Here is a 20,418-nt window from a genome sequence, read left to right on the forward strand (position 1 = left end):
GCAAAAATTGCAAAGTATATTCTTGGTTAATATTTTGTATAAACATTATATAAAACCAAAATATCAACCGGAGTTAACTTCGGGGTGATGTCACTTTGTATAAAATGAATCTTAAAGGCAGTAATGGCTGCCGGAAGATTGCTGGTATCATAACCTATATACTTCAGCGCCATTTCGCTATTAAAGTCAACCGGTGGATTTTTCAGGATGTTATCATACCAATAACCAAAACCGGCATCGGCCAGTTTTTTCCAGGGGAAGTTCCTGGGGTCGTTTTTTCTTTTTGGGGCAATATCGGCATGACCGATAAAGTTAGCCACGGGGATGTTGTATGTCTTCTTTAATGTTGCCAGCAACTTAATCAAACTGTTAATCTGTGCTTCAGGCCACACATCAGTTGTTCCGTTATTATCCAGCTCAATCCCGATTGAGGAAGAGTTCAGATCAGTATCCTTTCCCCATTTACTCACACCTGCGTGATTGGCCCTCAAATAATCATTGACCATATGTACCACTTTGCCATCTCGACTGATGACATAGTGTGCACTTGTTCCTGCGGTTGTAGAAAAAAAAGTTTTAACGGTTTGGGTTAAACTATTCTGGGCAGTATGGTGGATGACAACAAAATTCGGTTTGCGTATCCCGAAATTTACAGAACCGATCCATTCCTGATTTGCGGCATTTAATGAGTCATAAAGCTGACCTTTGGGAGGCGTACTGCTAATGATTTCAGAAAAATCTTTTGCTTTGTTTTTATAGATTTTCTCTGTAACGGCATATTTTTTGGTGCTGCAAGCCGATATAAAAGTCACCAGAGCCAGAAAGAAAATTGATGAATACTTAGTAGAGTGGAAAGATAACATGTGCTGTGTAATTGATTTGCTGATTTGCAAAGTTATGTTAAACTCGGCCCAATACATCAAACTTTATACAAACCTTTCATTTTTTAGTAATTTAGCGCCATTATCCGTTAACTATGAATAAATTATACAAGTCAACAATATTAATTTCAGCAGTAGCCCTTACTACCGGGCTATTATCTGCTTGCTCAAACAATGGTAAATCAGATACCACCGATGGAGCAATAGTTCAAAAAGATAGCCTCACAGATTATGTTGCACAGCGTTTACCCATCTATGAACGGGTAAAGCTAACCACCAATCTTAACCAATTGAGCGTTAACGACCGTAAAATACTACCCCTTCTCATTCAGGCTGCAGAAATTATGGATGAGCTCTACTGGAAGCAGGCTTATCCGCAGCGCGACAGTTTGCTGGCAACGATTAAAGATGAAAAAACCCGTGATTTTGTCAATATCAACTATGGCCCCTGGGACAGGTTGAACAATGATAAACCTTTCGTATCTGGTATAGGTACTAAACCCGAAGGGGCCTCATTCTATCCTTATGGTATCACCAAGGCTGAAATTGAGAAGTCGGATATGGCCGACAAGTTTGGCGCTTATTCAGTAATTCAGAAGGATAGCACAGGAAAACTAATTACTGTACCTTATCATGTACTCTTTGCTTCTGAATTGCAGAAAGCAAGCTCATTGTTAAAACAGGCTGCCCTGATTGCCGAAGATGCCGGATTGAAGAAATATTTAAATCTGCGGGCGGATGCACTGGTTACGGATAATTTTACGGCCAGCGATTATGCCTGGCTCGACATGAAGTCTAACGGACTTGATATCATTATTGGCCCGATTGAAAATTACGAAGACAAACTTTTTAATGCCCGGACCAGTTATGAAGCCTATGTTTTAATTAAAGATAAGGAATGGAGCAAACGCCTGGCAAAATATGTCAAGCTTCTTCCCGAACTACAAAAAAACCTGCCTGTTGCAGCAAAGTATAAGACAGAAACTCCGGGGACAGATTCGGAACTGAATGCCTATGATGTGGTATATTATGCCGGAGATTGTAACGCCGGATCAAAAACAATCGCTGTAAACCTGCCTAACGACGAAAAAATTCAGCAGGAAAAGGGAACCCGCAGATCCCAGCTAAAAAATGCAATGCAGGCTAAGTTTGATAAAATCCTTGTTCCGATTTCGAAAGAGCTAATTGACGCCGAACAGCAGCAGTACATCAAATTTGATGCTTTCTTTGCCAACGTGATGTTCCATGAAGTTGCCCATGGTTTAGGCATTAAAAAAACCATCACCGGTAAGGGCTTTGTCCGCGAAGCACTAAAGGAGCAATACAGCTGGCTTGAGGAAGGCAAGGCCGATATCCTGGGCCTGTATATGGTCACCGGGCTACTTAAAAAAGGCGAACTCCAGGGTGACATAAAAGATTACTACACTACTTTCATGGCGGGTATTTTACGTTCTGTTCGTTTTGGTGTTTCTGAAGCACATGGCAAAGCCAATATGCAGTGTTTTAACTACTTCCAGGAGAAGGGTGCTTTCGAGCGTACTGCCAAAGGCACGTACAAAGTAAATTTTGAAAAATTTGCATCTGCCATGAATGACTTAAGTGCTTTCATTATAACCCTTCAAGGCAATGGCGACAAAGTTGCTGTTGAAAAGGCGCAAAAAGAAAAAGCAGTGATATCCTCTACCCTTCAGCAGGATTTAGACCGCCTGACTAAAAAGAATATCCCGGTTGATGTGGTATTCGAACAAGGGGTGGATGTACTAGGTGTAAAATAAAATTACAGTAATCAAGTGAGCCGCAGATTTGCAGATTTATTCTGCCAGTCTGCGGCTTTTTACGTTACGGATTAGTTTTTTACTTTTTCCTGTAACCTTTCCTAAAAACGGTCGTCATAATAATAACTAAATACCTGAAGCTTTCGTTTCAGGGCTAAGCTTTAAAATATAGCGCATCAGTTCTAAAGTACGGAATAACCGTTCTGTGGAATTCTTTTGCCCGATTTTTTTAAGAATAAACTAAAACAAATGAAAAACTTATATCAGATTGTACTATTAATAAGTAGCCTTTTTTCGACAGTTACCGCTTCTGCTCAAAGTACACCAAAAGCAAATATTACAGGTGTGATTCTGGATGAAAATAAAAAGCCGGCCGACTATGTAACTGTTGTACTGTTCAAAGCAGCTGATTCAAGCATCGTCAAAACAGCTTTTACAGATCAAACCGGAACTTTTGGTTTTTCAGTTTCTCAACGTGGAGATTATTTTTACAAAGCCAGCAACATGGGTTACAAAACCCTGAAAAGTAAAACAATCACTTTAACTGATCCTGGGCAAAGGATTGATTTCGGGTCGAATCAGTTAACTTCAACCAGCCAAAGCCTGAAAGACGTGACCGTAGCAGTTACGAAACCGTTAATAGAACGCAAAATGGACAAGGTAGTTATGAATGTATCCAATAGCTCCATCATGACAGGCTCTACTGCACTCGAGGTTTTACAGAAAGCGCCAGGTGTATCTGTTGATCAGAATGATAATATCTCGATGCAGGGCAAACAAGGTGTATTGATTCAGCTTGATGGAAAGCAAACCTATATGAGCAGTGCCGATGTGGCAAACCTGCTCCGGAACATGCAAAGTTCTGAAATCGAAACCATCGAATTGATTACCAATCCATCTTCCAAATATGATGCCTCCGGAAACTCCGGGATTATCAATATTAAAACCAAAAAGAGCAAGAGCGGTGGAACCAACGGCAGCCTGAGTGCAACAGCAGGATATGGCAAAAACTTTCGCGGCAATACCGGAATAAACCTAAATCACCGCACCGCAAAACTGAATCTGTTTGGCAATTATAATTACGGAACAACAGAAAGGGAAAACATCATCACGATTGACCGCGTTTCTAACGGAACACCCGACACTTATTTTATGCAAGCCGGCGATAGCCGCCGTAAACAGCAAAACAATAATTTTAAAGCCGGACTGGATTATTTCATTGACAAGAAAAACACCATCGGGCTGTTGGTAAATGGCTATTTCAATCATGGAAATGAAAAATCAACCAATAACACTTTAATTGGCCCCTCGTTTAATCAGGTTGACTCTTCACTGGTTTCTAAAACTTTACAAACCAATAAATACAACAATCTTTCCTATAACCTGAATTATAAGTCGGTATTAGATACTGCAGGGTCTGAACTTTCTGCTGATTTAGATTACTCGAGGTACAGCGGCAACGATGGCTCGGATTATGAAAATGATTACCTCTTTGCAAATGGAGCCAGAATGCGCCCTGTAAATTACATCAGAAACAATACGCCGTCTAAAATTGACATCAAAGCTTTTAAAATAGATTATAATGTATCCTTAAGCAAAACAGTTAAACTCGAAGCAGGCTTAAAAAGCAGCTGGGTAAAAACTGATAACGATTTACAGGCAGAGGAACTCATCAATAATAACTGGCAGAACGATGTTCGCAGAAGCAACCGCTTTGTGTACGACGAAAATGTAAATGCGGCATACACCAATATCAATAAACAATTCAAAAACACCAGCATACAGCTCGGTTTGAGGATGGAACAAACCAATTCAAAAGGCAATCTGATCACCACCAATACGGTAGTCGACAGAAGTTACTGGGATTTTTTCCCTACCCTGTTTGTTCAACAAACGCTTTCCAAAAACAATCAGCTGGGCTTTTCATACAGCAGGAGGATCGACAGGCCAAGTTACGATGCCCTCAATCCCTTTGTTTATTATTTAGACCAGTATACTTACAATAAAGGTAATCCGTTTTTGAAACCGCAGTATACCAACAATGTTGAACTGAGCTATACTTTTAAACAAAAATACATGCTTACACTGGGCTACAGCAGAACAACCGACGTAATTACCGAGGTGCTTTTACCTGATGCAGCACAAAAAGCATTATTTCAAACCAATGAAAACCTGGCAAAGAACATCAGCTATAATGCTAACTTAAATGTACCGATTGAGGTAGCAAAATGGTGGCAGATGAACAATAATCTAAATGTATTCTATCTGAGTTTTGAAGCACCTGACCTGGCAGGCAGTGCACTAAAAACAGGAAAAACATCATTTCAGTTTAAATCACAGCAAACCTTTACCATTGTGAGCGGCTTCACCGCCGAACTAAATGGCAGCTACGAATCTCCGATTGATTATGGCACACTCAGCTTAAAATCGCGCTATTATGTTGATGCGGGCTTAAGTAAATCATTATTCAAGAAAAAAGCCAGCTTGAAATTTGCCGTTTCAGATATCTTCAATATATCTGAAAACAATTTATCAAGCACCTATCCGGGCTTAAACTACTATGTGCATCAGAAAAACGAATCACGTATTGCACGTTTGAGCTTTACTTATCGTTTCGGGAAGAATGAGATTAAGCCTGCCCGCCGACGTTCTACAGGCACAGAATCGGAGCAGGGAAGAATGAAAAATTAATTGAAACTAGAATTTATATTCCATTACATAATCATCCATCACGAATCCTCCACCTATATCTATTTTTACTGATTCTTTTATGTTAAATCCACCTTTCAAATAAAACTCCCTGGCTTTGTTATGCTTATTTACATTGAGTTCCAGAGCCGATCCACCGGCATCTTTAACCTGGTTAAAAACCTCATTGATCAGAATTTTACCCACCCCTTTTCCGTGGGCTGAGGGCAATACATAAAGTTTGTGGAGTTTATAAATCTTTGCTTCGTGATCAGCGATCGAATAACCTGCAAATCCCAGTTCATTCGATCCTTCTTCGGCGATCAGAAAAGTGTGACCTTCCATCAGCTGTTTCAGTAATTCGCCTTTGTTGTACATTTTCTCCAGCATGTAATCAATCTGCTGCTGACCAATGATATCCAAATAGGTTGACGGCCAGGTTTCCGCAGCAATATCCCTGATCAATTCAATATCATTTTCTTTTGCTCTCCGAAGGGTAATCATAATGGCTCGCTGATGTAAATGGGCTGACCTGAAAAAGTAAACTCTACAAAACCATCTTTCACCACTTCAAATACCTCATCTTCATTTTGGGTGAGGTTGGTAACCTCCAGATATCGGTTGCCATGAATTAAGAACTGACTGCCCGCCGGTTTCCACACAGAAAAACCCGATTTTATTGGATAGTGCTTGGCCTTTTCAGTAAAAATAACCAGATTGATGTCCTCTTCAAAACCGGCATATTTTTCCAGATCAAACTTTTTAGTAATGACATTTACTGCGGGATATTTTTCACCGACCAAGTGGTTCAGGGTAACCATAAAGGCGTCGGCAGGGCCTTGAATAATTTTGGTATCTTCCTGGATCTGCTCACCGGATCCGTTTACCAGAACATCAACCTTTAAACCCAGTGAAAGAATTTTATCGTAGTTTTCACCGTTCACCAGAAGTGTAGGGCTCCACTCTAAAAGCTGTCCCAAAAATTCCTCATTAAAATTACCAAGCTCGTCGATGTATAAAGCCGGTTCCTGTTTTTCCTTTACAATGTGATGTGATGACATATTGCGAAGATAGAAATTAAAGTTTCAAGATGTATCGGTTATCGGGATTTACACATCGCGCCTATAATTTTACCGCCTCATAAAAATCCTGGTAGGCTCCTATAAAATCGTCGGCAGAATTGACCGCATGAGAAACCGCTATACCATAAACACCGGTTTGCATTAATGCGTCAACATCATGAATGGTAATCCCTCCTACTGCCAGAACAGGAACCTGAATATTCAAGTCCTCCAGGCCATCCATTAAATCTGAGCAGCCATTTAGGTCCAGAGCCGGTAAATCGTTAGGTTTGGTTCTGGTACCAGCAAAAGGCCCAAACGCAATATAGTCTGCCCCCTCTTTGGCAATCCTAACCAGGTTTTCTACCGTATTTGCAGAACCACCCAAGGTTATGTTGTTGCCTACAAGCTTGCGCAAGGCCGTGAAATCGGCATTCATATCCTCAATATGGAAGCCCTGAATGTCAGCCTTACCGTTTAGGTGAACATGATCGGTAACAATCAGGGTTGTTCCCCAGTCATCACAAATTTGAGCAATAATATTAATATCCTCTAAAAGTTCTGAATCAGTTTTGCTTAAACAACGGTATTGAATCCATTTTGCCCCGGCTTCGCAGGCCAGCTGCACCTGCTCAATATGGGTAAGTTGTACAATATCGTGGGTAATGTATTGAAGCTTTTCGATGTATTTCATATCCTTTTAAAGCAAAATAGTCAATACCAGGCACAGTCTGCCTCAAATATCCGGGCATGCTGTATCTGGTAATGACGAAAGTAATCAAATTAAGCTTCCGGTTTTCTAAAACTTCACGTTTAAGCTTAGTAAAAAGTTACGCGTAGCCTGCGGATAGTAATAGTTAAACCGTTCTAAAGTACCACTGTAAAGATAGGGGTAAGTACCGCCATTGCTTTCATATAAAGTACTGAAAACGTTATTGATCAGTAAACTCAACCCAACGTTTTTCATTCCTGCCAAAGGTGTGTTGTAGCTTAACCTGATATCGTTTACGAAGAAACTGGAAAGTGTTCGTGTCTCTGCCGAGGTATTATCAAGATATTGTTTACCCACGTATTTACTTAAAAAAGCGATACTTGCTTTTGGTAAAACATTATAGTTGATTTCGCTGGAAGCAATAATGGATGGAGAAAAAGCAATGGTGGTGTTTTGATAGTTGTTTACAACAGTTGCTGTAAATGCCGCCGGATCCTCATCATAAATATATTCTGCAAAATCTTTTATTTTATTCCTGCTCAGTGTTGCGGTAGCTGCCCATGAAAGATTTTTAGCGATTTGCCACTTTCCGTCAAACTCAATCCCCAACCTGTAACTGTCAGGCACATTCTGACGGGTTTGTCCACCAACGTCATTTAATTTCCCGGTATTAATCAGCTGATCTTTGTAAATCATTGCAAAACCATTTATCCCGAAACTCAGTGAAGAAAACTGAGTACGGTAACCGGCTTCAAAATCTGTCAGGTGTTCTGCCTTTGGCCTGCTGTTAATATTTGAATCCGTAAAATCTCTCCGGTTAGGCTCCTTGTTTCCAACAGCAACCGATGCATACACATTACTGGTGTTACTGAAACTATACGTTAGACCTGCTTTAGGATTGAAGAAATTCAAAGTTGCATTCTGCTGTGCAGGAGTACCATTTGGATCGATTCCGAAATAGGAATAGTATACCCTTCTGTACTGTAAATCTGCAAAAAGGCTAAGCTGATCAATCTGATAGTTCGCCCGGCCAAAAATATTGAAATCGGTTTTAAAGGCATCATTGTCATCATAACGATGACGAATAGAACCGCTGCCATCGTAGTTGGCATATTGCGCCCAAACTACCTCATCGAAGTGGCGTCCTTTATACTCGTTGTATGCCCCGCCCAAAACAAAGTTGAGGTTAGTTTTTGGCGTATAGTTTAACGAATAAGTGACCCCATAAAAATCATTATCCAACCAAAGCCTTCTCACCAGATCAGATGTGTTTTGCGTAACCCCGCCAATTACCACCGCTGGGATGCCATATTTTGATAAGGCCTGATCTTCCTTGTATTCTTCATAGTAACCCCGGCCATAAGTATAATGTAAAGCCGCATTGGCTACCAGATTACTGGAAAGGTTACGCGTATAAAATAACTGGTAATGATCCTGCTGATAATTATCGGTCTGATTATCATAAGTAAAGTCGTTATGCGTACGGTCAGTTTTTAAAGTCTCTTCACTTACACCGTTCCATGCCTGATAGGTTTTCTCTGTACCACTGAAAACGTTTGCACGAAGGATATCTTTTTTTCCATAATAAGCACCAGAAACAAAGAAAGATTTCAGATTTGATGAGGCACGGTCTACATAGCCATCTGATTTAATTCTCGATAAACGCCCGTCGAACGTAAACTTGTTGTCAATCAAACCGGTTCCCACGCTAACTGTATTTTTCCAGGTATCATATGAACCATAGGTATTGTTCAGTTCAGCATATGCCGAATCTCTGCGTGTGGTGGTTTGAATGTTTAAACTTCCACCAAAAGCACCGGCACCATTTGTTGAAGTGCCCACCCCGCGTTGAATCTGAATGTTATCAACCGATGAAGCCAGGTCTGGCAAATTGATAAAAAAGCTTCCCTGACTTTCGGCATCATTCAGGGGGATCCCGTTAAGGGTAACATTAATCCGGGTAGCGTCGCTTCCGCGGATTCGCATTCCTGTATAGCCAACACCAGCACCGGCATCAGATGTTACGACAACAGATGGCGTTTGATTTAACAAATAAGGCAAATCCTGCCCTAAATTATTCTTGGCCAGTTCTGCTTTGTCGAGATTACGAAAAGTAGTCGCCGAGTTTTTAGATGCCCTGGTCGCATTGACTACTACTTCATCCGCTAGAAAATTCTGAGCCAGTAAGCTAAAATTCAGGCTTAAACTTTGACTTAGATTGATAGACTTTTCCTGACTTTTATAGCCAATATAGCTCACCACAACGGTATAACTCCCACTTTTCAGATTGCCAAGAGTGTAATCACCATTGGCATCACTCACCACCGCCGTTCTTTGATTTTTCAATTTGATGGTTGCACCAGGTAAAGCACGCTGGTTGATGTCGGTGATTTTACCGGTAACAGAAATCTGTGCCAATGCAAAGAATGGCAACATTGCAACTAACGCTGCAAAAAGTAAATTTTTCAATGTTTTTGTTTTTAGTTAAACCCATCGGAAATAGGGGTACTCCCGATTTCAGTTAAACTTCCATAACTCCAATCCCTACGCCGGCATTACCCGGATCAGGTGTATCCAAGGTAGAAACTCTAGATTTCTACCTAAGAATGGGTATGATCTCAGCCCGTTTTTGTGTTACTTAAAACAAGGCACCCCTAATGATGAGGCAAATGTAGAAAAATATGTCAATGATTGTTAAAATATTAAATTTTTTTGCAGCCTTTATGGCTAACTTTCAGCTAAAAAAGCATCAATAGCCTGTACAGCGTTTTTAAAGCGCATCTCTCCCAAACCACCAACTACTTCATAGCTGGCATTTAATGCCTTTAATTCCTTATGCCAGATGGCCATAAAGTATTCCCGTTTTTCCGGAAAATCCCGTAATGGGTCATGCTGCCACGGAAGATCGATATCCATCAAAAGATACAGGTCGTAAGACCGTGCAGGCAGTGCATCCAGAACAATCTGGGGTGTTTCCCCCAACATCTCATCACTCCAGATTTTTACGGTTACAAATGTAGTATCGCAAATAATAAAATCTTTTTCAGCTACCGTTAAAATGGCATCCTCTAAGGCTACCTGCCCGTAATACATGTTAACCTCATCCTGTAAAGTATACGGGCCATTCAGGTTTTCGCAATAATAGCGTGCATATTCAGGTACCCAGGAAACGCGGTAATGGTTGGCCAGCAACTGAGACATGGTAGATTTTCCCGTACTTTCCGGACCTACAATAGCAATTTTTTTGATTAACTTGTTCACGATAAATGTTTCGGCGATATTAGCCAAATGTAAAAGAAAAACCTTTTAAATGAAAAAATCCGGTTGAGGAGGGCTCCTCTAACCGGATAATAAACCAAACAAACTATTTATGAAGAAATCCTCATGGCGGTTAACTACTCCGCAGAGGAAGCTTTAGATCATTTTCTAAAGTATATACTAAACGCGTATATGTTCTCCTTATTACAACATTATTGCCAATATTTCCTTTACCACAACTTCGTGACTTAAATCTGACGGGCTACGGCATATTTTCGCCGTCTTTTTAACAGTAATTAACGTTTCTAATGGCATTCTAATCCTTTTTGGTAAAACGATGTACCAATTAGACTACGATTGGAACTTTAAGTGTTCATTTTTTAAAACTATTTCCCAATGCCTGCGTTATTAACTGTACATCCTAAAAAATAATCCCATGAAAAAGATATGTGCAATGTTATCGGTACTCATTGTGATGGCTCTTGGTGCTATAGCTTTTACAAATGCAAAGCTGGGTGGCATTATAGGTAAAATCAGCCCTGCCGATGGCGCTGCTGCTGTTACACTTGTAGCAGGAACAGATACTTTAAAAGCTGATATTCTACAAGGTGCCTTTGGCTTTTCAAATCTCAAAGAAGGTGTTTATACCATCACTATTAAAGCAAATGCGCCATATAAAGATACTACCATAGAAAAGGTGGCCGTTAAAGATAGTGCGACGACTGATCTGGGCGAAATTAAATTACAACAATAAACATTTCTGCGCAAAATAACTTTACCAGGAGGGCCTTTAAAGCCCTCTTTTTTATTTTAAAAAAATAGTCCCTAAATACCTTTTAAAGGTGTATCTTTGCATCCCGACAGAACAGTTGGGATTTTCTTATTTTCAAAGCAAAAAACCTTCTTGCTTCTTCACCTTTAACAGGTCAAAACTTTAGAATTTTAATTTTTGTATTAAGCTATCATGCCTAAAGACACTTCCATTCGCTCAGTATTGATTATCGGATCAGGACCAATTATTATTGGACAAGCCTGCGAATTTGATTACTCGGGTTCTCAAGCGGCTCTTTCTTTAAAAGAAGAAGGAATCACCGTTTCTATCATCAACTCAAATCCGGCCACCATCATGACGGATAAGGTCATCGGCGATCATGTTTATCTTCGCCCGCTAACCGTTGATTCGATTGAGACTATTTTACAGGAGCACATTGCCTCTTCAGATTTGCCAAGAATTGATGCTGTATTGCCTACCATGGGTGGACAAACTGCATTAAACCTTTGCGTAGAAGCTTCCGAGCGTGGTGTTTGGGAAAAATATGGTGTTAAGGTAGTTGGTGTGGATGTTGATGCTATCGAAAAAACCGAAAACCGCGAGGCTTTCCGCCAGTTAATGGTTGATATCGGTGTGGGGGTAGCGCCATCTAAGATCGCGAACTCCTTTTTAGAAGGTAAAGAAGCTGCCCAGGAAATCGGTTTTCCATTGGTAATCCGTCCATCGTATACATTAGGTGGTTCTGGTGGTGGTTTTGTACATAAAAAGGAAGAGTTTGATGCAGCACTTAAACGCGGTTTAGAGGCATCTCCAACTCACGAGGTTTTGGTAGAACAGGCTGTTTTAGGTTGGAAAGAATATGAATTGGAATTATTAAGAGACAGCAATGATAACGTAATTATCATTTGCTCAATCGAAAACTTCGATCCAATGGGTATCCACACCGGAGATTCAATTACGGTTGCCCCTGCAATGACATTGTCTGATCGTTGTTATCAGGAAATGCGAAATCAAGCCATCAAAATGATGCGTGCCATCGGAACTTTTGCAGGTGGTTGTAATGTACAGTTTTCAGTAAATCCTGTAAACGATGATATTATCGCCATCGAAATCAACCCACGTGTTTCACGTTCATCGGCACTTGCAAGTAAAGCAACAGGTTACCCGATTGCCAAAATCGCAGCTAAGCTAGCCATCGGCTACAACCTGGATGAAATTGAAAACCAGATTACCAAAACTACATCAGCTTACTTCGAGCCTACTTTAGATTACGTTATCGTAAAAGTTCCCCGCTGGAACTTCGACAAATTTAAAGGTGCAAACAAAGAGCTTGGTTTGCAGATGAAATCTGTAGGTGAGGTAATGGCAATTGGCCGCACATTCATCGAGGCTTTACAAAAAGCCTGTCAGAGTCTTGAAATTGGCCGTGCAGGTTTAGGGGCAGATGGCCGTCAGGTTCGTAACATCGAAGAAATAATGGACGGTTTGGAGCATGCTTCATGGAATCGCCTGTTTTTAATCAAAGATGCGATGGCAATGGGTGTTCCATTGGAGTCGATCCGCAAAGTTACCAAAATAGATAAATGGTTCTTAAACCAGATCCAGGAGCTTGTTGCCTTAGAAACTGAGTTAAAAAGATATTCATTAAATAATATTCCGCGTGATTTCTTCTTCACGCTAAAACAAAAAGGTTTCTCTGACGTTCAGATCGCCTGGCTGTTAGGTAACGTAACAGAAGATGACGTTTACGACCGCAGAAAAGAATTAGGCATCCGCAGGGTTTACAAAATGGTTGATACCTGTGCGGCTGAATTCCCTGCACAAACGCCATACTATTATTCAACCTTCGAAGAAGAAAATGAATCCATCGCGTCTGACCGTAAAAAGGTAATCGTGTTAGGTTCTGGCCCTAACCGTATTGGTCAGGGTATAGAGTTCGATTACTCTTGCGTACACGGCCTGCTTGCTGCCAAAGAAACAGGGTTTGAAGCCATCATGGTTAACTGTAACCCTGAAACGGTTTCTACCGATTTCAACATGGCAGATAAGCTTTACTTTGAACCGGTATTCTGGGAGCATGTTCGCGAAATCATCGATCTGGAAAAACCAGAAGGTGTGATTGTTCAGTTAGGCGGTCAAACAGCCCTTAAAATGGCCGAAAAGTTAACCGAAAAAGGGATCAAAATCATTGGTACCTCTTTCGAAAACATGGATATTGCTGAAGATCGTGGTCGTTTCTCAGACTTACTAAAAGAGCTGAACATTCCATATCCAAAATATGGTGTAGCAGAAAATGCTGAAGAAGCAATTGTGGTTGCGAACGAAGTGGGTTATCCGGTATTGGTTCGTCCAAGTTACGTATTGGGTGGTCAGGGCATGAGCATTGTCATTAACGATGAAGACCTTGAAAAAGCAGTAGTTAAGTTATTAGGTGATTTACCTGGAAACCGCGTATTAATTGATCACTTTTTAGACAGGGCTGAAGAAGCTGAGTCTGATTCCATCTCTGATGGTGATGATGTTCACATTGTAGGTATGATGGAACACATCGAGCCTGCAGGGATACACTCAGGAGACTCCTTCGCAGTACTACCAACCTTTAGCTTACCCGAAACGGTAACCAAAGCAATGGAAGAATATTCGATCAAAATCGCAAAGGCTTTAAATGTAAAAGGTTTATTGAACATTCAGTTCGCCATTAAAGATGAGAAGGTGTATGTAATCGAAGCCAATCCAAGGGCATCCCGTACAGTTCCTTTCATTGCAAAAGCTTACGATGTTCCTTATATCAATATCGCAGCTAAAATTATGTTGGGGGTGGCAAAATTGAAAGATTTCACCATCGAACGTAAATTGCAGGGATATGCAATTAAAGAACCTGTATTCTCTTATGAGAAATTCCCTGAAGTGACGAAGGAATTAGGCCCTGAGATGAAATCAACTGGTGAAGCGATCCGTTTCATCAAAGATCTCGAAGATCCTTACTTCCGTAAGCTTTATAAAGACAAATCGATGTATTTAAGCAAGTAACCTGCTTACAAACACTCAACAAATAGTAAAGGCCGGTGCAAATGCACCGGCCTTCTTTGTATAATATACTTTTTGATATTAAACCCGTTCAGCCTAATCTGCTATTACTTTAATTTAGGGATTCGCGTTGGCGTATCAGTGCCATTCACTATAGTAGTTGCACTCTTGGCAATAGCCTTTATGGTAGATAAAATATTTTCAACATCTAAAGAACTGTATTCATCCTTAACTGTATGGTATAATTTATCAATATCAATTTTATCGGTACTGATGGTATGGGCCGGAACACCTAAAGCAGCTAACGTCGCATTATCGCTTCTGTAAAATAAGTTTTGCTCAGGATAAGGATCCGGATGAAAAGTGAATTCTGTTCCGGCAAGGTTCTTTTGTAATATTTGTCCGAAGTCAGACCTTTCATACCCTGTTATAAAGGCTGTATTCTTGCCAAATTTCGAATCTTTACCAATCATTTCGATGTTGAACATCGCTACAACCTCATCGGGATTCAATTTCTCTGAGAAATATTTCGCACCAAAGCCACCAATTTCCTCTGCAGTGAAAGCAACAAAAATCAGCGTACGTTCGTTATTTTTTTGTGCCTTATAATATTTGGCAAGGGCAATCATGGCCGTAGTACCTGATGCATCATCATCAGCTCCGTTTGCAATGCTATCTCCCTCTACGCTTTTCAACACACCCAGGTGATCATAGTGCCCGGAGAAAACCACCAGCTCTTTTGCTTTCAACTTACCGGGAATCATTCCGGCAACATTAAAAAGCGGCATTTTTTTGATGCCCGCAGTAAATTCTGCATTAAAACTTGTGGCAGAAGGTATTCCTAAAACAAAAACCTGAACAGCCTGCTTGCCAGGCTCCATATCTTTTGCATCAACTATTCCGGCCCTGTTGAAACGTCCCTTGTAACGGTTAAAATATTCAGTAAACTTTTCATCTACCAGAATCAATTGGTTTTTAGTCGAGCCCATTACCGCCCGGAGCTGTTCAACAAAAGGCTTTTCCGGATCAAACCTGATCACAGCAGTATTTGACTGGTTTAACGTTACTTTCGCTGCATTTACACCGGTAGCAAAAATCTTTTCTGTTGGTATTGCCTGACCATCAATTTTTACACTACTGCTTTGTGGCGTAATCTGATACTTGTAAAAAGTCTGACGGAAAGTCTTCTCGCCCGTTAAAGGTTTTAAACCAATCTGTTGAAATTCCGATTCGATGAAGGTTGCAGCCTTATCAATGCCAGGTGTGAACGTGGCGCGTCCCTGCATGTCATCAGCACTAAGTGTTTTAATCAGGTGATCAGTATATGCTCTGGTGATGATTTTATCAATATTTTGCGCCTTCAGCTGCAAACCCGCCATCCCGACAAGCGTAAATAGGAATAGTTTTTTCATTGTTGTATATTCTGTTATTTTGATTTTATTAGCGAGTTTAACCAATTATCCCTGAAACTTTGCATAGCCGGTGTTAATGTTCCTCCGGTTTTCTCTATCGTTACGATTTCCAGCCCCGGGTCTTCGGCAAAAGTTAACCTGGTTGATTTCGATTCACCACGATAAAGATAAGTAACATCAACAACGTCGCCGGGTTTGAAATCTGCTGAAGCAGCGTTCAGGGTTGCCAGATCTTTAACTTCTTTACCACCCATTGTTAGGATCACATCGTCAGCATCCAATCCTGCCTGGTAAGCTGGAGAGCCCACTAAAGTTTGCGGCAAACTTACTTTCCCACCTTCAACGGTTACACGCCCAAAGCCTGTATATGCTTTACCCGGATTTGCCTTGCGCAAAACGAAACCCGCATTTAGCAATAATTTTGCATAGTCGTTTTTTTCCGTTCCGTAAACGTACCTGCCGAAAAAGTCTTTCGCAAACGCGGTACTTTTTGTCAATTCACCAAGCGTTTTTTCCAGGTCGGGTACGGTGTAAGCGATTTCAGGTTTGCCATAGGCTTTCCAAAGCGCCCTCATGTAATCGTCGAGCGTAAGTTTAAATTCCGAACGCAACCGAAGATCAAGCGCTAAAGCAGTGGCAGCACCATAAGTATAATAGGAAAGAAATATATTGTTTTTATTGGTTTGGTCTATTGCAACCCCTGCGTCGGCGAAAACAGCATACCTGCTTGCCTGGATTGGAGAATATCGGTTTGCGCCGGGTGAATTGAGCACTGCGTTTACCATTCCGTTAAAAGCCTGAACCGCATTGTCTACCGTCTTTAAGCCCGATCGCGTTAATAATAAACCACCATAATACTGTGTAAAACCTTCAGCCAGCCAAAGCTCATCACTGATATTAGCGTGTTCAAAGTTAAAGGGCTCCAAAGTTTTCGGCCGCAAACGTTCTACATTCCAGCTATGGAAATATTCGTGGGAAAAGGTGCCCAGCAAATTGCCTTCGTAGCCTGCTATTTTAGATGTTCGCTGAACGATTGACGTCGAATTGCGATGTTCCATACCATCTCCCGCATTTGCCGGATACACGTCATCAAGAAAGTAATAATGGCCATAATCGTAAACAGGAAATTCACCCCATACCGCGTAATGTTCTGCAACCATTTTCTTCAGCATTTCGGCATATTGGTTAATGGTTTCCTGACTATCATCAGAATGGGTAATCAAATGAATGGTCTGCACTTTTCCATCCTTATTTTTAACGTCCCAGCTTGCAGTTTTATAATCAGCAATTTCTGTTGGGCTATCCATGAAATACTGGAGGTTGGAAGCATAAAAAGTATTGTTGCCCATTGGTTTAAGCTGTGTGGCTACCTTCCAGTTTTGTTTCCCCTCATAGTTGAACTTAACCAGGCGCGCACGTGCATCCAAACCAAGCGGGAAGGCAAACGTGGCAGGGATATTCATATGTGCATGGGTTTCATCGAAACCGGCATAGGTACCATCTATCCAATTGCCAAATAAAGTATAAGTAACTTTAACCGTGTTGCCATGATCAGGAATTTCATAAACATCACCAGCTGGTTGCTTCAGCGCCAGAGCCTTCCCGTTTGGGTCAAATGCCTTAAAATTGTATACATTTTTACCGAATTCGTGTGTAGCATAGCGTCCCGGAGAGGAGCGGCTCATCCTCACTTTTAAAGGCCCTGCCGGCACCCTCGGTATCAACATAGTAATTTCAGCCTCGTGGTGGATGGCATTTGGAAAGGAGACGGTGTAACTAATTTCATCCTGACCAAAGCAGGCGAATGACAGCACGCTGAATAAAGCGGTGCCTAAAAATTTCTTCATGGAACTAAAATTACAAATAAATCAGGATACATTTCTATCATCCGGCACTCCGGAAGTGTCTTAAGGTTATTCTTCACCCCGGTTATAGCGTTCCAGATCGCGATATGCCTTTCCTTTAATGATTTCTTTCTGCTTGGTTGACTCCGAATCTACCCTCGTCTCGTGGATTTGATCGGCAACCTCAAAATGAAAATCCTTATCTTTTTTAGATAAGTAAACCGAAACCTCATCCCCATCAGATAAGGCAAAATCGTATGGTCCGCGGGCACTCATCAGCTTGACGAAAACAGGTAAACATTCAAAGAAAATAAACAACAGGCCGATAAAAGTAACCGCAATAGCCGTATTGTTATCACTTGAACCATCTACGTTAAACTTCAACTGACCCAGGGCCCAGTTGCGGTCCGCAAATCCCGCCACATCGGCCAGGCTGTCGAGTTGCTTTTTGGTATACAGCTTTTCGTTAAACAGGCCATCAAATTCCTTGCGTTTGTTAACAAAGGTCTCTGATTTGGCAATACCGGCTTTTAATGAATCCAGCTCCGTTTCGCGCTGCTTTATTTCTGCTTCCTTTCGTTTGGCATAGGGTCCGTAGCCCATAACGCCTGACGTTTCAGTAGTTTTATTACCAAATATTTCAAAGTTAAGTTTTTGTCTGTCTGCCTTGATTCCTTTTTCCAGCGAGTCGCGCGTGGATTTCTGTTGGTTTAAACGACCAAATTCAACCTGGTATTTGTTTTCAAAGGCCTTATTTAAAGTGTCAATTTTTGCCCGCTGTCCGTTCAGATAGCTCACCTTCAGGCGTTCCTTAATTTCCTTGTCAAAAATCTTGAGCTCAATTGGCCTGGAGATCACCATACCAATCATAATCGCCAGTAAAATACGTGGGGTGGCCTGTAAAAGCTGCTTATTGGTACTGGCACTTTTATTAATGCTCGATACAATGTAGCGGTCCATATTAAATATGGCGGCACCCCATAAAAAGCCGAAAACAATGGCAAATATTACAGCCAGATTGTCGCCCTTGAAAACGAAATACATGGCATAGCCACCAGAAAGGGCAGCAAATAAGCCTGTAAAAAAGATAGTAGCGCCAATGCCGGTATATTTATTCTGCTCTGTAGGATACTTTTCCAGTGTAGGGATATGTGCGCCAGAACAAAACCAGAAAAAACGGTTAAGTTTGTCCATTTTAAGAATTTATAGTTAAACGCCTAAGCATTAAAGTTGTTACAGTTTAGCGCAAAATTATATGTCTTTTTTTGATCATTTCCGTAAACTTGATTTTCCTATATTTGCATAAACACAAAAATCAAAATGAAAGAGATATCGGTACAAGAACTAAAAGAGAAAATCGACAATAAAGAAGATTTTCAACTAATCGATGTTCGTGAGACATTCGAATATGAAGTTTCTAACCTGGATGGAGAGAATATTCCATTGGGCGGAATTTTAATTGAGGCTGATAAAGTTTCAAAGGACAAACCAGTAATTATCCAGTGCCGTAGTGGTAAAAGAAGCGCTGCTGCTGTGATGCAATTGGAAGCACAGTATGGCTACGACAATTTATATAACTTAAAAGGTGGGATTTTAGCATGGCAGGAAGCTTTTGATCCGAACATGCCGGTTTATTAAATTTTGAATGAGTGAATTTTGAATGATTGAATGTAGTAATCCATTCACCTGACCAATCATTCAAAATTCAATCACTCCATCATTCTTTCATCACACATTCAATTCAAAACTTTGGGTAAAAAATTCGCGTTAAATATCTTTTATAACCTCGCCATTATCCTTTCTGTGCTAGGGGTAGTCTGGTGCTACAACAATGCTAAATACCTTCCCGGAGGTTTTTTAATCGGTGTAGCCTGCTGTTTATTTTATTTTAAATATCAGCTTACCAAAGACATCAGGAAATCTTTTAAAGGAAAAGATCCGAAGTAATACCTTCGAGCCCTAAACCGGGGCTGTCATTCAGGACATACTTACCATTCTCAAAAACAGGATTGGCAAAAGGGTTATTTACGGTTAACCAGGGTCCGTCCAAATCTGCCCAGTTACATAATGGCGCCAGCGCCGCAGCCGCCAGCGTTGCGCAGCTCGTTTCACTCATACAGCCAATTAAAACTTTCATACCAAAGGAACGGGCTTTTAGTATCATTTGATTTCCCTCATACATCCCACAGCTTTTCATCAGCTTAATGTTAATCCCATGATAAGCACCTTTCAAGCGCTCCATATCGCCCAAACGCTGCACGGCCTCATCTGCGAGTAAGGGAACCGGACTGCGATGTGTAAGCCATGCATTCCCCTCCAGATCATTTTTATCCATAGGCTGCTCTATCAAAACCACCCCCTGATCATGTAACCAGTAAATCAGGTCTATCGCCTTAATGCGGTCGCTCCAGCCTTGATTTGCATCAACATATAAAGGTACATTGGTCATGCTCCTGATGGTTTGGATAATTTCACGGTCGTTATCCCTACCCAGCTTTACCTTTATTACTTTGAAGTCTGCAGCATCCTTCAGTTTTTCCCTGATCACTTCAGGCGTGTCTATACCGATGGTATAGGAAGTAACGGGCATTTTTGCAAGGTCAGCACCATAAATTTCATAACATGGTTTGCGCTGTATTTTTCCGTTAATATCGTTCAGCGCAATATCTATGGCGGCTTTTATAGCTGGCTGGCCTGGCGCAACAGTGTCCAGATAACTGATGATCTCATCAAAATTGAAAGGATATTTAAAAGGGCTTAAATCCACATTGCTTATAAAGGCTGCAGCGCTTTCGTAGCTCTCGCCCATATATGGAACCATAGATGCTTCCCCATAACCAATTACATCTTCATATTGAATTTTCAACAGCATTAAAGGCGTACTCGTTCTGGTAAACTTTGAAATTGAAAAAGGATGTTTTAGAATCAATTCAAAAGGCTTGCAACTAATTTTCATATCTGATCGTCTAATAATAAAATCAAGGTGGT

General features: G+C 40.9%; 16 protein-coding genes. 6 read left to right on the top strand and 10 right to left on the bottom strand.

The window, feature by feature from the left end:
• Positions 1–26: 26 nt before the first annotated feature.
• Positions 27–863, bottom strand: a complete 837-nt coding sequence (locus AC570I_RS06075; protein WP_047800412.1) for an N-acetylmuramoyl-L-alanine amidase — start codon at positions 861–863, stop codon at positions 27–29.
• 113 nt (positions 864–976) lie between these two features.
• Here AC570I_RS06075 and AC570I_RS06080 point away from each other — a divergent pair, with 113 nt between their 5' ends.
• Positions 977–2,656, top strand: coding sequence for a DUF8614 domain-containing protein (locus AC570I_RS06080; RefSeq protein WP_497404777.1), 1,680 nt, complete (start codon positions 977–979; stop codon positions 2,654–2,656).
• A 249-nt stretch (positions 2,657–2,905) separates the two neighbouring features.
• A complete protein-coding gene (locus AC570I_RS06085) occupies positions 2,906–5,347 on the top strand; it encodes a TonB-dependent receptor domain-containing protein (protein ID WP_497404778.1) in 2,442 nt (813 codons plus the stop codon).
• Positions 5,348–5,353: 6 nt separating this feature from the next.
• On the opposite strand, the gene AC570I_RS06090 is transcribed toward AC570I_RS06085, so the two are convergent.
• The 5 genes from AC570I_RS06090 to AC570I_RS06110 all read right to left on the bottom strand — a co-directional run bounded on the left by AC570I_RS06090 (position 5,354) and on the right by AC570I_RS06110 (position 10,378).
• Complete coding sequence (locus AC570I_RS06090) at positions 5,354–5,848, bottom strand: GNAT family N-acetyltransferase (protein ID WP_497404779.1); 495 nt, start codon at positions 5,846–5,848, stop codon at positions 5,354–5,356.
• On the bottom strand, positions 5,845–6,405 hold the full coding sequence (locus AC570I_RS06095; RefSeq protein WP_047800152.1) for a hypothetical protein: 561 nt from the start codon (positions 6,403–6,405) through the stop codon (positions 5,845–5,847). The genes AC570I_RS06090 and AC570I_RS06095 overlap by 4 nt, the downstream gene beginning before the upstream one ends.
• 61 nt (positions 6,406–6,466) lie before the next feature.
• Positions 6,467–7,099, bottom strand: a complete 633-nt coding sequence (locus AC570I_RS06100; RefSeq protein ID WP_497404780.1) for a thiamine phosphate synthase — start codon at positions 7,097–7,099, stop codon at positions 6,467–6,469.
• A 105-nt stretch (positions 7,100–7,204) separates the two neighbouring features.
• Positions 7,205–9,553 (bottom strand): TonB-dependent receptor, encoded by a 2,349-nt coding sequence (locus AC570I_RS06105; protein WP_497405241.1) that lies wholly within the window; start codon positions 9,551–9,553, stop codon positions 7,205–7,207.
• Between the two features lie 291 nt (positions 9,554–9,844).
• On the bottom strand, positions 9,845–10,378 hold the full coding sequence (locus tag AC570I_RS06110; protein ID WP_497404781.1) for an AAA family ATPase: 534 nt from the start codon (positions 10,376–10,378) through the stop codon (positions 9,845–9,847).
• Between the two features lie 433 nt (positions 10,379–10,811).
• Between AC570I_RS06110 and AC570I_RS06115 the strand changes: the two genes are divergently transcribed.
• Together AC570I_RS06115 and carB are read left to right on the top strand one after the other, a co-directional pair.
• Complete coding sequence (locus AC570I_RS06115) at positions 10,812–11,129, top strand: carboxypeptidase regulatory-like domain-containing protein (protein WP_497404782.1); 318 nt, start codon at positions 10,812–10,814, stop codon at positions 11,127–11,129.
• Between the two features lie 210 nt (positions 11,130–11,339).
• Positions 11,340–14,177, top strand: a complete 2,838-nt coding sequence (carB, locus tag AC570I_RS06120; protein WP_497404783.1) for a carbamoyl-phosphate synthase large subunit — start codon at positions 11,340–11,342, stop codon at positions 14,175–14,177.
• 104 nt (positions 14,178–14,281) lie between these two features.
• Here carB and AC570I_RS06125 read toward each other — a convergent pair whose 3' ends face one another.
• From AC570I_RS06125 to AC570I_RS06135, 3 genes are all read right to left on the bottom strand, one after another.
• Positions 14,282–15,586 (bottom strand): M20/M25/M40 family metallo-hydrolase, encoded by a 1,305-nt coding sequence (locus AC570I_RS06125; protein ID WP_497404784.1) that lies wholly within the window; start codon positions 15,584–15,586, stop codon positions 14,282–14,284.
• 14 nt (positions 15,587–15,600) lie between these two features.
• A complete protein-coding gene (locus AC570I_RS06130; RefSeq protein ID WP_497404785.1) occupies positions 15,601–17,433 on the bottom strand; it encodes a M61 family metallopeptidase in 1,833 nt (610 codons plus the stop codon).
• Positions 17,434–17,499: 66 nt separating this feature from the next.
• Entirely contained in the window at positions 17,500–18,624 is a 1,125-nt protein-coding gene (locus AC570I_RS06135) for a DUF4407 domain-containing protein (protein ID WP_497404786.1), read from the bottom strand.
• A 126-nt stretch (positions 18,625–18,750) separates the two neighbouring features.
• Here AC570I_RS06135 and AC570I_RS06140 point away from each other — a divergent pair, with 126 nt between their 5' ends.
• Together AC570I_RS06140 and AC570I_RS06145 are read left to right on the top strand one after the other, a co-directional pair.
• Complete coding sequence (locus tag AC570I_RS06140) at positions 18,751–19,068, top strand: rhodanese-like domain-containing protein (protein WP_047800145.1); 318 nt, start codon at positions 18,751–18,753, stop codon at positions 19,066–19,068.
• A 111-nt stretch (positions 19,069–19,179) separates the two neighbouring features.
• The gene (locus AC570I_RS06145) at positions 19,180–19,377 is read left to right on the top strand and encodes a DUF6358 family protein (RefSeq protein ID WP_047800144.1); all 198 of its coding nucleotides are present in this window, start codon (positions 19,180–19,182) and stop codon (positions 19,375–19,377) included.
• Here AC570I_RS06145 and AC570I_RS06150 read toward each other — a convergent pair.
• Positions 19,355–20,386, bottom strand: coding sequence for a dipeptide epimerase (locus AC570I_RS06150; RefSeq protein ID WP_497404787.1), 1,032 nt, complete (start codon positions 20,384–20,386; stop codon positions 19,355–19,357). The two genes, AC570I_RS06145 and AC570I_RS06150, sit on opposite strands and share 23 nt — an antisense overlap.
• Positions 20,387–20,418: the final 32 nt, after the last annotated feature.

Source organism: Pedobacter sp. A2324 (assembly GCF_059693705.1).

What these genes read in the sequence shown, in the direction of transcription:
- AC570I_RS06075 (WP_047800412.1), bottom strand. Translation starts at nt 863, where the DNA reads ATGTTATCTTTCCACTCTACTAAGTATTCATCAATTTTCTTTCTGGCT.
- AC570I_RS06080 (WP_497404777.1), top strand. Translation starts at nt 977, where the DNA reads ATGAATAAATTATACAAGTCAACAATATTAATTTCAGCAGTAGCCCTT.
- AC570I_RS06085 (WP_497404778.1), top strand. Translation starts at nt 2,906, where the DNA reads ATGAAAAACTTATATCAGATTGTACTATTAATAAGTAGCCTTTTTTCG.
- AC570I_RS06090 (WP_497404779.1), bottom strand. Translation starts at nt 5,848, where the DNA reads ATGATTACCCTTCGGAGAGCAAAAGAAAATGATATTGAATTGATCAGG.
- AC570I_RS06095 (WP_047800152.1), bottom strand. Translation starts at nt 6,405, where the DNA reads ATGTCATCACATCACATTGTAAAGGAAAAACAGGAACCGGCTTTATAC.
- AC570I_RS06100 (WP_497404780.1), bottom strand. Translation starts at nt 7,099, where the DNA reads ATGAAATACATCGAAAAGCTTCAATACATTACCCACGATATTGTACAA.
- AC570I_RS06105 (WP_497405241.1), bottom strand. Translation starts at nt 9,553, where the DNA reads ATGTTGCCATTCTTTGCATTGGCACAGATTTCTGTTACCGGTAAAATC.
- AC570I_RS06115 (WP_497404782.1), top strand. Translation starts at nt 10,812, where the DNA reads ATGAAAAAGATATGTGCAATGTTATCGGTACTCATTGTGATGGCTCTT.
- carB (WP_497404783.1), top strand. Translation starts at nt 11,340, where the DNA reads ATGCCTAAAGACACTTCCATTCGCTCAGTATTGATTATCGGATCAGGA.
- AC570I_RS06125 (WP_497404784.1), bottom strand. Translation starts at nt 15,586, where the DNA reads ATGAAAAAACTATTCCTATTTACGCTTGTCGGGATGGCGGGTTTGCAG.
- AC570I_RS06130 (WP_497404785.1), bottom strand. Translation starts at nt 17,433, where the DNA reads ATGAAGAAATTTTTAGGCACCGCTTTATTCAGCGTGCTGTCATTCGCC.
- AC570I_RS06135 (WP_497404786.1), bottom strand. Translation starts at nt 18,624, where the DNA reads ATGGACAAACTTAACCGTTTTTTCTGGTTTTGTTCTGGCGCACATATC.
- AC570I_RS06140 (WP_047800145.1), top strand. Translation starts at nt 18,751, where the DNA reads ATGAAAGAGATATCGGTACAAGAACTAAAAGAGAAAATCGACAATAAA.
- AC570I_RS06150 (WP_497404787.1), bottom strand. Translation starts at nt 20,386, where the DNA reads ATGAAAATTAGTTGCAAGCCTTTTGAATTGATTCTAAAACATCCTTTT.